A 14658-nucleotide genomic window follows, 5' to 3' on the forward strand; every position below is an offset into this window, starting at 1 on the left:
CAGAGAGTAAACAGATCTCCTACAAAAAAGCTCCCGCAAAGCTGCGTTTTCGCAGTTTTGCGGGAGCTTGATATGAAATTCATTCTGCTGCAACATAGTACGCTACCTTATTTCAACAGCACTCTTCTTACCTTTCGATACAGCAAAGTCAGTATCCAAGGTATAGCCACAATCAAGACAAACACAATGCCATTATATAGATTAAATAAGAGAATGGATCCCGGCATGTGCACCTTATATTTCCACAAGGAAAGTAAGGCTGGATGCATGAGGTAGACGCCGAAAGAGACTAGCCCCAACGAAACGAAAAATTTCGCCACGCGCTTCCATCGCACTAGGAGTTCCTTCGCCATCCAGATCATGCTCACGCCGATGCCCAGATTGTACAACAGCCACGCAATTTCATACCATGTATTTTCAAAGGTATATCCTCTAGAAGCTAATAAATAAAGCCCCGTGTACACCAAACCGCTTAAAATTGAGGAGGGAATGACCCACCCTTTGTTGCGATCCAGCCATGCGCGGAAATTGCTATAATTCATTCCGATGGCTCCGCCAACTAGGAAGTAACCGAAATAAGTGATACATAATTCAGGTTTATGAGAAATCGGACCGATCCAATGACTATAGCTATAAACACCAGCTTGAATCGCCAATCCCCAAAACGCCAGTGTTTTACGAAACCATGCAGCATGCCTTACTGCCCATACGAGCAAAGGAAATAGCAGGTAGAATTGCACAATAATGATCATAAAATATAAATGATAGCCTGAATCCGCCCATTTGAGCTGCTTGAGAAATACACCAATATCTAGCGTAAACGGATGCCCAGGCGTCCATAACCACGGATTATATATATAGTAGAAAAAGGACCAAACGACATAGGGAACGAGCACTTGTCGAACACGTTTCCAATAGAATATGCCAGCTTGCTTAGCACTCCAATTATCCCCATAAATATAGAACAACACGATACCGCTCAAAAATATAAAGACGGGCACAGCAAAATAACTAATTTTGTTAAGAAATAAAATAAACAGCTGAGTGCTGCTGCCTTTCAACGCTGGATCTACTGTCCAGTCTGCCGTTACATGAATCAGAACTACAGCCAAAATAGAAATGGCTCTGACAATATCAAGCTCCGTAATCTTTGCTTTTGCCATGTCGGTTTACGATCCTCATTTCAATAATAAATACCCCTTTAACTATAGACATTTTCGACATGTTTCGCAACATGGGAATAAGCAAAAGAGCCCCAATCACATGGAATTTGAACTCTTCGTCACAGCGGTTTCGTGTGCCCTACTTTAACTTGACGTTTACGTGATGACATTTGAAATCTAACCAGCGTTAAACCGACTAGAATAATCGCCGTTGCGATGTACATCGCGGCTGCCCAGCCTTGCTTACTATCTGTCCCTAAGAAGATACCATGCAGCATAGATAATGCAAATATGGGATAAGACAGCATGTGAAGGGCAAGCCATACTTTTCTTTTCAGCTTATTTCGAATATCCGTTGTAAATAATACAAGGAGTAGCCCATACATGGCGATTGTTCCCAAGCCGGTAAGTACTGGATTGTTTTGAGCAGAAAATGGAATTAAGATCTCAGCCCAGTCGAAAGGCATGAAAGTATCTATAATAAGTAGAACCGTATGAAGGAGAGCGAAGCCCATACCTGTTAAATTGGCATGCGTGTGCCAGCGAAGCAATTGGCCTTTCCTGTGCCCTTTGAACTGTGGAAAGCTGTAGGCAATACCGATCGCCATGCCAACGAACAAGGTGAGATAGGAAAGTATACCAGAGGTTCGAATCAGCAGCCAAGTAGGTAGTTCAATCAAGAAATGAATCATAGGCATCTTTCTCCTTTCAACCCTATCCAGTTAAGCTCTATGCTGCCCAGAAGTGGCTTCACATGAAACACATCACCATCTGAGGTATACATCAAAGCTTCCATACCATGTGATCTGCGCCGGAAGAGGGAAACACCTGCATCAATCCCAAGTATGCACAACACTTTGGCCCAGACTTCACAAGCTGTCAAATCTTGACCGACAACGGTACATTGAACAACTGAAGATAAGCTTGGCCGCATCGTGCGTGTATCAATGAGATGATGCATCTCGCCAGCGTTCGTTTGCCAACGTCTGCGCATGATGCTCGAAGTAGCTACAGCACCCGTTCGTAATTCAATTCTAACTTCCTTGGAAGGATCAGCTTCGAAGGGGGTGGCAATACCGATACACCAAGGTTCATGTTCTCCAGCCCCTCCCCAGACCGCCACGTCTCCACCAGCATTAATGAAACCACGACGAACTCGCCAATCACTCTGGAGACGACTTGCGATGTGCTGTGCAGTCCAGCTTTTAACAATGCCACCGAAATCCACTTTGTACCCGGCTAATAGGCGGACCGATTTCATCCAGTGATCTATTTGCAAGGTCATTTCGGACTGTTGAGGAGCATTGCGTTGCTCAAGCTCCATTATGTGATCCCGCATACGCTCAAATGATTGTCGGTATCCAGCCTGCTCTATCGCATGTCCAACACAAATATCAAAAGCACCGTTGGTTTGTTCCTGGTAATGCCTTGCTAGTTCAACAACTTCGAGCATGCTGTCCGAAACAAAGCTTAGCTGCCCGCTTCTCGTATTGAGGTAAGAACATTCACTTGTTGGAAGAAAACGACTAAACCGTTGTTCTGCCTGGGCAAATCCATCCAACACAAAGGTTTCAAGCTCAGGAGTTAGTTTTTCCGTTTCCAGTAAGACTTGTATGTGTGAATTCATCGCACGAAAGGTCAAATCACGAAACATATAGCCATCCTCTCCTGTCCTGACTCGACGCTAAGATGCGTGACTTCTTGTGTGGGTCTTGGTCTGATTGGTCTGTTGCGATTGTGGAAGTGATTGGGAGGAAGATTCTTCTGTCCGATTGATGGAATCCCGACTACTTTCACTACGCTCCCGCCTATTCGTAGCATTGCGACCGAAAGTTTCTGACGAAGGCCTATCTAGCCTTTCCTGTGCAATCACGGGTGTCGTGCCCAGCTTGGCCTTCGACGCTTCACGAACAGCCGTTAGAAATTCTGGACTCTCTTTGACTTCCTGAAACAAATAGACAACAATCATCGCACTAACGACTCCTAACTGCCATTTGGTCCATTTCGAGGATGCTTTCATACCTAACCCATCCCATCTCTATGAATAAGAATCTAAGATCATTATACGCGGTTAAAGATCTTAAATCCTGAGTAAGCCCTAAAAATTAGCTGAATACTCGCTGAACTATGTTTGAAGAATGGGCGCTTTCCTCCCGAAGCCTAGGCACAAAGGGAAATATGTCCTCATATGATGGAGTAGTTTACTTGGCATAAAGGGCAATACCGCCATGACCAGATAAGAAAGTTCACTTTCGGTTAACGAAACAGCTTTCTTGTTGGAGATAAAATCAATCTACCAGATAAAGGGATCTTTGGTCGGATACCAAAGTCTCTCCTTTCCCGGGGCCCCTTTGTAGGGGAGAATAGCGGTCGATCATCCTTGAATGGCCTCGATAGGGATTTTCTCATGCTGGAAGGAGTGTTCACTATTGACCAGATCGAAAGTTGGCGTAACCATTCAAAGCACCAGCATCTTTTTGGATGATCGGACCGTTGTTCTAAGTGAAGCCATTGCAAGAAAATGGAAAGTTCCGTCCAATCATATGATTAACATGCGATTCGGCTCCTATCAGCAGGACGTTAAAGTAGTCACAGCTGCTGTGCCGAATAGCCTTCGTGTCGACCCTGCGCTTGCATCTAAGATCGGCCTTCATCAAGGGGCTCGGCTTACCATCAACTATAAGCCAACTTCGAATACAATGTCGATTGGACCCTTAATTGGTGTCATGATTAGCCGCGTTAACGCGAGTTCCCCGAGTCGCCCTTTTGGTCCTATCACTACGTTTTGTAAAGAATTGACCGATGCATGTGATCAGATGGGAGCTAGCGTGTGTTTCTTCCCACCGAAAGAAATGCGCGCCAATCCACAATCGCTTTCTGCTTATTCTTATGCCAATGGTACTTGGAGTAAAAGAACGTTCCCGATTCCAAATGTTATTTACAATCGTCTCACTTCACGCAAGTACGAGAATTTACCCAATGTTCAGCAGTTCATGAAGGACGTTAAGTCCCGATATGGCACAGAAATCTTTAACGAGAAATATTTGAATAAAACAGAGGTTTTTGAGGCATTGCGAAAAGATAGTTCATTGCATAGCTATTTGCCGGAATCTTATCTCTTCAAAAACTTTCCCATGCTAAAATCTATGGCTGCACGCCATGGTGTTCTATTCCTTAAACCAATTACTGGAAGTCTTGGAAATGGCATTATTCGCATTCGCAGAGAAGGCCTTGGCGAGTCATACACGGCGCATTCAACTAGCCTTGCGGGCGTCCGCAGACAAACATACCCTACTCTTCTTGCTGTATTTCAGTCGATTTCCGGGAAACTCAAGACACAGCGTTATCAAATCCAGCAAGGGCTTGATCTCATTTCATCCGAGGGCAACCCGATAGACTTCCGAGCACTTGTGCAACGGGGAGAAAAAGGCGAATGGGAAATCACCTCAATTGTAGGTCGGATTGCTGGCAGCCAACACTTTGTTTCTAACCTAGCACGAGGCGGATCTTTATCCACTGTGCCGGCGGCGCTTGCCAAAGCTTCTTTCACCACGACTGCTGCTCGCGCTGCGATTATTCGTCGTTTACGCAAAGCTTCATTGGAAATTGCCAAAGGAATCGAAACCCAAATCCCAAGTCATTTCGGTGAACTAGGCATTGATCTTGCCGTTGATCGATCAGGCAGAGTATGGCTGCTAGAAGTGAACTCTAAGCCCTCTAAGGATGATAATACAGCGCTCAACACCGACAATACCAAAAATAAGATCAGACCTTCTGTGCGAACTTTGGTGAAATACGCTCGTTTTCTAGCGAAGCAATGAGGTGAATGATGCGATTGCGAACACAACGACCCTTGTTAGGCATCATGGTTACTGAACTGAACCGAGATCTTCCCTTTGCAAGTGCGATCTTCTATCAGCATCTAACGCGACATGGGGCTAGCAAAGGGATTGATGTGTTTGTTTTCTCGCCTAATCGCATCGATTGGATGCAAGAGATGGTAAGGGGTTATATGTATGACCGTACACAGCAAGCCTGGATTACCAAGCTGTTTCCCCTTCCCTCTCTTATCTATGATCGCTGCTTCTTCAGCAATAAACAAAGCTATCTTACCTATCAATATCATGTGCGCAAGTTGCGTGATATTCCTTCGATTCGCTTCCTCGGCTATGGTCTTGGCGGAAAGTGGGAAGTGGGGCTGCTGCTGCAGAGAGATCCTGCCTTGCTCGCCTACTTGCCAGAGACGAGTAGACTTAGAAGCGGAAACCAACTTGAACAATGGTTACAGAGTCATTCAGACGCATTCCTAAAGCCTCAAGGCGGTAGTCAAGGCAAAGGTGCAATTCACATTCACAAAGAGGATTCTCACTTTCAATTGCAAGGACGAGATGGGCGCAATCAACCCATCTTAGAAGAGTTTCAAACGTGGTCCGCATGCTGGCGGTGGCTAAAGCAGGCAATAGGCTCACGTCCATATCTCCTCCAATCTTATTTACAGCTTCATGCGATGAACGGAATGTCCTACGACGTACGGTCTCTAGTCCAGAAAAATGGTCGAGGAAACTGGGAACATACGGGCATGGCCGTTCGTGTCGGAAAGCCTGGTAGCATTACTTCCAATCTGCATGGGGGAGGCACTGCCGAAGATGCACGCGAGTTTCTAACTCGCGAATTCGGAGAGAACAAGTCAGACCAATTAATTGACACGATAACCATGCTCTCCACACATATCCCAACTGTACTCGAGTCCTATCATGGTCGATTAGCCGAGTTAGGCATTGATTTCGGTATTGATAACAGTGGGCGCGTGTGGATTATAGAAGTGAATTCAAAGCCGGGTCGAACGATTTTCGCCCGCTTGCATAATGAGCGAGCTCGTTCGAAATCAATTGCAAATCCAATCCACTATGCTGGATTTTTGTTGAACAAACAGCTGAGCTGACAGTCGCTAAGCTTTGTTTGAATGTGCTCATGGGGGCAGAACGTCATCTCTGCTTGTTTGACACAGAAAGCCCCGTAGGGCAACAAGTTTAGGAGGGTAACCTAATGAGTTTGACATCGTGTATGCTCCACGCCGTACAACGAACAGATAGATCGGTCTACTTAACGAGTGATCTCGCCAAAGCTTTACGGTTAACCGGAACTAAATCCATTACTGTAAAGGTTGGGAGTAAAGGGACTTCGTTACCGGTCCGTTTGATCAAAAAAAGTGGTCAGCATATGTACATCCCGCTTTCCCTAATGGCCTCCTTGCGTATTCCTCGCACTGGGAATGTGTTAGTCGTTAATACCAATAATAAAGAACTTCGCATCGGTCCACTTATCGGTGTTCTAACCAATGTGGAAAGCGGTACATCTCCATTCGGTTCCAAAACAGGATTCATTCGTCAAGTCATCAATACGGGCTCACAACGTTCCTTCAGCTTCGCTTTCAGCCCTAAGAGTGTCAATTGGATCCAAGAGACGGTAACTGGCCTTATTCCCAAAGAAGGCGGCGGTTGGATGCGTAAAACCTTCCCGCTTCCAGATGTGATTTACAATCGACTCTCTAGCCGTAAGGCAGAGAAATCCGCAGGTATGGAAGGTTTTAAAAATCGCTTCGTAGGGCGCGGAATTCCAATCTTTAACTGGAGCTTCTTTGATAAGTGGGATGTTTACAAAATGTTGGATGGCGATGAAGCGTTCCGCTTCGTACCCGAATCTCGCATTAATCCAACAGCCGAACAAATCAAAGAAATGCTGGATAAACATAAATTTATATATTTAAAACCAACAGCAGGCAGCCTGGGCATCGGTATCTATCGCGTGACCTACAATCCCAAGCGTGGTTATTTCGTCCGTTTCCGGAAAGGGAACAAAAATGTCCTGATTCGTTATGCCAAGTTCGAAGGCTTGATGCAAATGCTGGGAACAGGACGCGGCCGTTTAGCAAGTTATGTCGCCCAACAAGGCATTCGTCTTATCGAAATTGACAATTGTCCGATTGACTTCCGCTTCCACTTGACGAAAAACGGCAGTAATCAATGGGTTGTTGCAGCGATTGGGGCTAAGAAATCGGGCAAAGGCAGTGTCACAACGCATATTCGTAACGGCGGGCAACTCATGACACCTGAGCAGGTTCTCCGTCTAGTTTATGGGGCGCGTGGGGAGCAAATTCTTGATAATGCTAAGGAAACTGCGATTAAACTCGCACAAGGCATTGAAAATAATTACAATCATCTGCTCGGAGAGTTAGGCTTTGATATCGGAATTGATCAGAATGAAAAAGTGTGGATGTTTGAAGCTAATGCGAAGCCTGGTCGATCCATTTTCAAGCATCCTTCGCTAAAAGAGGGAGATACTGCCACTCTTCAAAGTGTGTATGAACATTGCCTCTATTTGAGCCGTTTCCGCTCAAGGAGGGAAAACTAATGGGTTTCACCCTTCATGAGAAAGCTCCTAAACCAACACTCGCAATCCTCACAGTGAAAGACAGTTCCCGTGTATTTCGCGGAAATTTAGATAATTTTCTAGATCTCATTAAAACAGGTGAGCGCTACGGTGTAGATGTGTATGTCGTGACGACCAAAGACTTCAGTATATCAAATTCTGAAATGTACGGTTATCGCTACCGTCCAAGTGCCAATAAATGGAGCAGGGAACTCGTTCCCTCTCCTCAAGTTGTTTACAACCGTATCCCTTACCGGAAAATGGAAATGAGACCTGAGGTTCAGCAAACCATCCAGGCTTGTAAACGCAGCACCAGCATTCATTTATTCAATCCTTCCTTTTTCAATAAATGGACATTATTCAGTTGGTTAAATAGTGCCAAAGAAAGTAAGACGTTCATGCCAGATACACTGCAAATGAATGAAGTATCCGATCTCTCCCAACTATTGCAGAAACACCCCGTTCTCTACCTGAAACCTGTAAAAGGAAAAGCTGGAATGGGCATTATGCGCATAGATCGTGTTAATCCCAAGGGAAGCAGTGGCCAATATCGTCTTAGCCGCCTTCATGATAAGAAAATGGTCTATAGCTACCACAACGGCTCAGAGGACATCTGGCAGGAATGGGAACGGTATAGCGGCGGTCAAGATTATATCGTCCAACAAGGGATTGCCCTAACAAGGTTCAAAGAACGGGCTTACGATCTGCGAGCGCTCGTCCAGAAAACAGCAAGAGGTGAATGGAGTGTCTCTGGAATTGGCGCCCGTGTAGCAGGTAAAGCAAGTATAACCACACATGTTCCGCGCGGAGGCTCAATAGATGAACCTAGGAAACTCCTTGCTTATGTCTTCGGAGCTAAAGAAGCCAAGAACATTCTAAAACGTGTTCGAAACGCGGCCATAACACTCGCAACGCAAATTGAGAAATCATCAGGCAGTCCGCTTGGTGAGATGTCCATGGATATCGGTGTTGACACGTCTGGACATATCTGGTTTTTTGAAGCGAATTCGAAACCGATGAAATTCGATGAACCTCGAATCCGCCAGAAATCGCTTGATCGGATTATTCAATATAGTCTGCATTTGATCAATAATCGGAGAAGAAGGTGATTATGCTTGGCTCAAGAACGACTAGGCGTACTCGCTATTTATTTAAACAACTCACGACTTGAGGAGCTGGCTTATTTCCAGCGGCTTAGCAATGAAGGTAAGCGGCTAGGCGTTCAAGTCGAAGTGTTTACTCCGTCGGATGTACAGGGAAATGCCGTGCGAACGCTCACATTTGATTCCAGTCGAGGAAGATGGCTTCGGAAGTACACAACATTACCTCCCATTATCTATGATCGCTGCCGCTATAAAGCCGCGGCGAATTATCATATGCTTCAAGCTTTTCGCAACCGTCATGCCAAACTCATTTATTTGAGCAAACCCCTAGCCAACAAGTGGTCAATGCATCAAACGCTCTCCCAAAGCAGTGCCATTCGCCCTTATCTGCCAGCAACTGTTCGCTACAGCACCATCCATGAATTGATGAGATTTCTGAAGAAATATAAACTCATCTATGTTAAACCGAAGAATGGTACCGGAGGAAGAGGAATTCTTCGAATTGAACAGATTTCCCCTGATCTTTATTTGTTACAAGGCAGAAATCAATACCGTTCCATCATTGCTCCCTTCAAAGCGAATGAAAAACAGCTTGCTATCAAGCTGCATACGTTGAATCTGAGCCCCGATTATGTCGTTCAGCAAGGTATCCATTTAACTTTGAATGACGGTCGGGTTCATGACTATCGGCTGCTTATTCAGAAAAATGGTCAAGGCGTATGGGAAGTAACGGGGTGTGCAGGAAGAATTGGTCCTCATCGCAGCATTACCTCTAATCTACATGGTGGCGGTACGGCTGTAACGCAAGAGCGTTTATTAGGTTATCGCTTCTCGTCCCCAGAGAAAATTGCCGATATCAAAGACGAGATGAATGATTTTGCCTATAAATTGGCCGACTATTTGGAGGTCAAATTCGGCAAGCTGTGTGAATTGGGGATGGATATCGCTGTTGACCCCAATGGCAGTGTCTGGCTTCTCGAAGTAAATCCGAAGCCATCACGAGAAGTATTTCGCAGAATTGGACAGCACGCCACCTACCAGAAGGCCGTAACAAGGCCCCTCGAATATGCGCTATGGATGCTGCGGCAGAAAAAAGGCGCAGAGGAAAGAATGGATTAATCATCCACAAAAAAAACAAGCGAATCACCTTATGGTGAAAGCTTGTTTTTTTGGGGTTTACCTCATCTTTCAGGCCTAGATGTCCCGTTAATTATACGGGAAGTGCTTGATGGCTGATCGTTGATTTCTCGATTTGTATGGTCGTATGCGTTATGCCAAAACGCTTCTCAATGACGGTGATTCCTTGCTGCAGAATCGATTGGCTATCTCGATCATCCCCAATCAATAGATGACAACTCATGGCTTCTATGCCAGACGTAATCGTCCACACATGCAAGTCATGAACGTCAACGACACCATCAATCCCCTCGAGAACTTGTTTAACAGCTACCAACGAAATTGCATGGGGTGTGCCTTCCATTAAGATGTGGAGGGTTGATTTCAGAACACCCCAAGCACCTTTTAAAATAAGGAGGGACACAATAATACTTATGATTGGGTCTGCCACATACCAGCCAAAAAGCAGCATCACAGCGCCAGCTACAATTGCGCCGACAGAACCTAACGCATCACCTAATATGTGCAGGTATGCACTGCGTAAATTCAGATTCCCTTGTACATCGCCCTTTCGCATGAGCGACCAAGCACTGATTAGATTGGCGATAAGTCCTATGCAAGCGATAAGCATCATGGACCCGCTGGCAACAGCAGAAGGATGGAGGAAGCGTTCAATCGCTTCCCAAATAATAAGTCCAGCAATGACGAATAACGTCACCGCATTAAACAGAGCTGCTAAGATTTCTATACGATGAAATCCGAAGGATAAACGAGCTGAGCTAGGCTTCGCTGTGAACCATATGGCTAAGAGACTTAATGCCAGCGCACCCGCATCGCTCAACATATGACCAGAATCGGACAGCAATGCTAAGCTATTCGTCCAGAGTCCGCCCACAAATTCAAGAACCATGATGCCCGCTGTTATTCCAAGCGCGATTAGCAGCCCTTGTTTATTGCCCGTATGCCCGTGATGATGGCCATGGTGATGCCCGTGTCCATCATGATGATGGTTGTGGCCATGATGGTCGTGGCGCTGACTGTGCTGCCCAGGTTCGTGCTGAGCCTGACCTTCGTGGTCATGATGCACATGGTCTTTATCTTCGCCGTGGTCATGTCCACATACGTGTTCCTTTTTCGAATCATGCTGATCCATGGCATTCCCTCCCTAGTTGCTCACTTACTACATACGTTTATTTATATATGAATGATTGCTCATATGTTATATAATAAATAAGCAGACTTGCCAGTGTCAATAGGCTTCTCAAAAAAAGAAAGACCAATTCATCTCTCCACGTATGGTGAGTTTGAATCGGTCTCTATCATGAGCAGCTTGCTTTGTTTAGGTCCCAGTTGCTGTCTTGTTCGCCCCTGCTTCAATCCCGTCAGGGTCTACTGTAATTGTCGCACTGAATACGGTCCCGGATATCGAGAAGTCACCCGTTATTCCACCGCCAGCCCCTGTGTACGTCTTGGAGGCACTCGTCGGGGCAATGACACACGTATCACCGTTAATCAGGTTTCCTTCATTCCTTATAATGTTGAATATCCCTACAAAAGAAGGCATTCTGATCAGCACCTTTATCTATCAATGTGCTACAGTGTATGCCCAAGGCTCACGCTTTGCGACTGACCTGTGAGAATTAGAAAATGTAGTCCAGCAGCTCAGCAAATCGTCCAATTCGGATATGTGCACCTTCCAGCTCACCAGCTTCTCGAAAGCCAGCATAGTCGCATGCCACAACGGCAAGGTTATTGCGAAGACCCGCTTCTACATCGGACGAGCGATCTCCTACCATCCATGCGGACTGAATGCTGTGTTTCTCAAGCAAGATTTTGACTAAATCTACTTTGGATCGCGTTTGGTACTCACCTGCACTGAATAAGCCTTCGAATAGATGCGCTAGCCCCATCTCCGCGATGACTCGTTTGACGTAAACCTCCAGCCCATTGCTGGCTACAAATAAACGAACACCCTTGGCATGCAACGTTTGTAAGGTTTCTGCGACACCCTCGTATAATATACCTCGGCCTTTCTGAAGTCCCTCGACCTGGTATTTAATTAATAACTTATTAGCCTCCTGATGTACGGCAACAGGCGACTCTGGCATAACAATCATCCAAATTTGTTCAAGAAGCATACCTAACGCACCAAGAATTCGCTCTTCAGGCGGTGTCTCCCCCTCGTAAATTCCTTGAGCTCGAAGCTCGTCAAAGGTCGCATGGTATGCTGGTAATAGTAAGGTTTCTGTCTGAAATAACGTCCCATCCAAATCAAAAAGCATCGCTTCTGGCAGTTGTCTCCGAGTTGTCATGTTCCCTACTCCTTTGAATGTATAAAATAGTTGTAATGATCTATGTTAAGAATGGCAAACATACCCATGTAAGTCAATGTACAATCACAATAATCGATTACGCCAGCCTCTATAGTGCGATACTTAGAAACCTATACAAGCTGCTATTTATAGGTAAAATGGTTATTGCCGATCTTAATAATTTCAGTTATGATTGAAATGAGAAAAATTTTATGTATTAATGATATTTTCACGCAAAATAAAAACGGACTTTTATTAAATAATCCATGAATTTGACTTTTCCCTACCCCTTACATCCATGAAAGCGAGGAATAATGAATATGAATCTTCATATTTTTCAGAATCAACAAGAGCTTAACGAAGCAGGAGCAGGTATTATCACCTCCCTTGTACAAATGCAGCCGAAAGCCGTTCTCGGCTTGGCAACCGGAGGCACACCTGTGGGCATTTACGAAGAACTCGTGAAAGCTTATCAGAAAGGCCGCGTGAGTTTTAAACAAGTAACGACTTTTAACCTAGATGAGTACGTCGGCTTAGCTGAGGACCATTCTGAGAGCTATCATGCCTATATGCAACAACATTTATTTGCGCATATTGATCTTCCTGCAGAATCCGCTCATATTCCGAACGGCAATGCCCCTGATTTGGAAGCAGAATGTGAGCGATTCAATCAACTTTTGGACGATGCTAAGCAAATTGACTTGCAAATTCTTGGCCTTGGCCATAATGGTCATATCGGCTTTAATGAACCTGACGATTCTTTGATTAGTGGTACTCACCGTGTTGAATTGAAAGATGAAACACGTGAAGCTAACGCGCGTTACTTCGATTCCATTGAAGATGTGCCTACACACGCACTGACGATGGGGGTTGGTACCATTCTGAAAGCCAAAACAATCCTCTTAATCGTACGCGGTGCTGATAAAGCCGAAATCGTACATCGTGCCCTAACGGGACCAATCACAACCGAGGTGCCTGCCACACTGTTGCAGACTCACCCTCACTTAGTTGTTCTGCTAGATGCTGAGGCTGGGAGGCTGTTCGAATGAGCGAGATACTGATCTCTGGCGCTAAAGTAGTTACGGAACAAGGCATCATTGAGGATGGATTGGTTCATGTCATGGATGGTAAATTGGTGTACGTAGGCGAATCCTCTGGTTGGCAGGATACAGCTAGTCCAAGTGCCGTTCGCATCGAAGCAGGCGGTAAATGGTTGCTGCCTGGCTTCATTGATGTGCATGTACATGGCGGTTACGGCGCAGATTTCATGGATGCGAATGCGGAGACATTGGATACGATCACAAAATATCATGCCTTGCATGGCACAACGGGCATGTTGGCTACGACGATGACGGCTACGCGTGAAGCGATTGAGCGTGTGCTTGTTGAAGTGCACAGCTATATGGAGCAGGGGATGCCTTATGCTCAGCTGCTTGGTGTGCACTTGGAAGGCCCTTTCATTTCGCCGAAGTGGGCCGGCGCGCAAGATCCAAACCTCATGGTGCCGCCGCAGCTGCCATGGCTTCAGGAATGGCATGAGCGGTTCCCGCAGCTCATGAGTCAGTTGACGTTGGCCCCCGAGCGCGAGGGGGGCCTTGAGATGATCGCGTGGCTGCGCGATCACGGGATCGTTGCCGCATGCGGCCACACGGACGCCTCTTACGCCGACATCCAGTCGGCGGTGGCCGTGGGGCTCTCGCATGCGGTGCATACCTTCAACGCGATGAAGCCGCTGCATCATCGCGAGCCGGGGACCGTCGGTGCCGTGCTCACCGACGCCCGCATCAGCGGCGAGGTGATCGCCGATGGGATTCACGTGCATCCAGCAGCGATTAAGCTGCTGACGATGGTCAAGCAGCCGCATGGCCTGCTGCTGATCACGGACGCCATGTCCGCCGCCGGGCTCGGCGACGGCCAGTACGACCTTGGCGGCCAAGCCGTAACCGTGCAGGCGGGCGTTGCCCGGCTGACGGAGGGCGGCGCGCTCGCCGGCAGCACGCTGACGATGATCGATGCGCTCCGGTTTATGGTGCGCGAGGTCGGTGTCAGCGTCGCGGACGCGAGCCGCTACGCGAGCGGCAATCCAGCGAGGCAGCTCGGCCTCGAAGCGACGCACGGCTCGATTGCCGCCGGCAAGCAGGCTGACCTGCTGCTGATCAGCCCAGAGCTTGCGCTCGAGCAGGTATGGGTGCGCGGCACAGCGATGATAGAAGCTTAATCGGAGTTATCTAGTTTGTTTGTCATTCCTTACGCCTAACGACAATCCTATTAGTCCGCTTTTGCCGAATTAATTTCAATAACCACACGCTTAAATTATATATAGTCCGAAATTTCCTAACTAAAACGCTCCTTCAAGAAAAATGGGCAAATAGTTCGGTATTTTCGGACTATTTGTCCTTCCCTATACGTAATCCTTATTTTAGTTCGGAGAAATCGGACTAACGCAGTCGAAGGCCCCACTAAAGTAGCCATAACTACTTTGAGGGGGCCTTCTTTTTATGGAATGCGGGTATGTCTCAATGGGGTCATACAAAT

The 14658-nt window shown here is 46.4% G+C and carries 14 protein-coding genes; 7 read left to right on the forward strand and 7 right to left on the reverse strand.

The window, feature by feature from the left end; all coding sequences use genetic code 11:
* Positions 1–107 precede the first annotated feature (107 nt).
* From A8708_RS07425 to A8708_RS07440, 4 genes are all read right to left on the reverse strand, one after another.
* The gene (locus A8708_RS07425; protein WP_068662852.1) at positions 108–1163 is read right to left on the reverse strand and encodes an acyltransferase; all 1056 of its coding nucleotides are present in this window, start codon (positions 1161–1163) and stop codon (positions 108–110) included.
* A 119-nt stretch (positions 1164–1282) separates the two neighbouring features.
* Positions 1283–1855 carry a ferric reductase-like transmembrane domain-containing protein gene (locus tag A8708_RS07430; RefSeq protein ID WP_068662853.1) on the reverse strand — a complete coding sequence of 191 codons (573 nt, stop codon included), beginning with the start codon at positions 1853–1855 and terminating at the stop codon, positions 1283–1285.
* Complete coding sequence (locus A8708_RS07435; RefSeq protein WP_068662854.1) at positions 1852–2817, reverse strand: FAD:protein FMN transferase; 966 nt, start codon at positions 2815–2817, stop codon at positions 1852–1854. Before A8708_RS07435 ends, A8708_RS07430 begins: the two co-directional genes overlap by 4 nt.
* A 30-nt stretch (positions 2818–2847) precedes the next feature.
* Positions 2848–3183: a hypothetical protein gene (locus A8708_RS07440; RefSeq protein ID WP_068662855.1), complete on the reverse strand. Its 336-nt coding sequence runs from the start codon at positions 3181–3183 to the stop codon at positions 2848–2850.
* Between the two features lie 409 nt (positions 3184–3592).
* Here A8708_RS07440 and A8708_RS07445 point away from each other — a divergent pair, with 409 nt between their 5' ends.
* From A8708_RS07445 to A8708_RS07465, 5 genes are all read left to right on the forward strand, one after another.
* The gene (locus A8708_RS07445) at positions 3593–4984 is read left to right on the forward strand and encodes a YheC/YheD family endospore coat-associated protein (RefSeq protein ID WP_068662856.1); all 1392 of its coding nucleotides are present in this window, start codon (positions 3593–3595) and stop codon (positions 4982–4984) included.
* Between the two features lie 8 nt (positions 4985–4992).
* On the forward strand, positions 4993–6105 hold the full coding sequence (locus A8708_RS07450; protein ID WP_204787483.1) for a YheC/YheD family endospore coat-associated protein: 1113 nt from the start codon (positions 4993–4995) through the stop codon (positions 6103–6105).
* Positions 6106–6209: 104 nt separating this feature from the next.
* A complete protein-coding gene (locus tag A8708_RS07455) occupies positions 6210–7574 on the forward strand; it encodes a YheC/YheD family endospore coat-associated protein (RefSeq protein WP_068662858.1) in 1365 nt (454 codons plus the stop codon).
* Positions 7574–8701, forward strand: coding sequence for a YheC/YheD family endospore coat-associated protein (locus tag A8708_RS07460; RefSeq protein WP_068662859.1), 1128 nt, complete (start codon positions 7574–7576; stop codon positions 8699–8701). The genes A8708_RS07455 and A8708_RS07460 overlap by 1 nt, the downstream gene beginning before the upstream one ends.
* Positions 8702–8707: 6 nt before the next feature.
* Positions 8708–9814, forward strand: a complete 1107-nt coding sequence (locus tag A8708_RS07465; RefSeq protein WP_068662860.1) for a YheC/YheD family endospore coat-associated protein — start codon at positions 8708–8710, stop codon at positions 9812–9814.
* Between the two features lie 91 nt (positions 9815–9905).
* Here A8708_RS07465 and A8708_RS07470 read toward each other — a convergent pair whose 3' ends face one another.
* The 3 genes from A8708_RS07470 to A8708_RS07480 all read right to left on the reverse strand — a co-directional run bounded on the left by A8708_RS07470 (position 9906) and on the right by A8708_RS07480 (position 12123).
* Positions 9906–10964 (reverse strand): cation diffusion facilitator family transporter, encoded by a 1059-nt coding sequence (locus A8708_RS07470; RefSeq protein ID WP_082927323.1) that lies wholly within the window; start codon positions 10962–10964, stop codon positions 9906–9908.
* Positions 10965–11150: 186 nt separating this feature from the next.
* Positions 11151–11375 (reverse strand): spore germination protein, encoded by a 225-nt coding sequence (locus tag A8708_RS07475; RefSeq protein ID WP_068662861.1) that lies wholly within the window; start codon positions 11373–11375, stop codon positions 11151–11153.
* Positions 11376–11451: 76 nt separating this feature from the next.
* Entirely contained in the window at positions 11452–12123 is a 672-nt protein-coding gene (locus tag A8708_RS07480) for an HAD family hydrolase (protein WP_068662862.1), read from the reverse strand.
* 320 nt (positions 12124–12443) lie between these two features.
* On the opposite strand from A8708_RS07480, the gene nagB reads away from it, so the two are divergent.
* Both nagB and nagA read left to right on the forward strand, forming a co-directional pair.
* Positions 12444–13172, forward strand: coding sequence for a glucosamine-6-phosphate deaminase (gene nagB, locus A8708_RS07485; RefSeq protein WP_068662863.1), 729 nt, complete (start codon positions 12444–12446; stop codon positions 13170–13172).
* Positions 13169–14341, forward strand: a complete 1173-nt coding sequence (gene nagA, locus A8708_RS07490) for an N-acetylglucosamine-6-phosphate deacetylase (protein ID WP_068662864.1) — start codon at positions 13169–13171, stop codon at positions 14339–14341. Before nagB ends, nagA begins: the two co-directional genes overlap by 4 nt.
* The last annotated feature ends 317 nt before the right edge of the window (positions 14342–14658 follow it).

It is taken from the genome of Paenibacillus oryzisoli (genome assembly GCF_001653565.1).
In the GTDB taxonomy this organism is placed as follows: domain Bacteria; phylum Bacillota; class Bacilli; order Paenibacillales; family NBRC-103111; genus Paenibacillus_E; species Paenibacillus_E oryzisoli.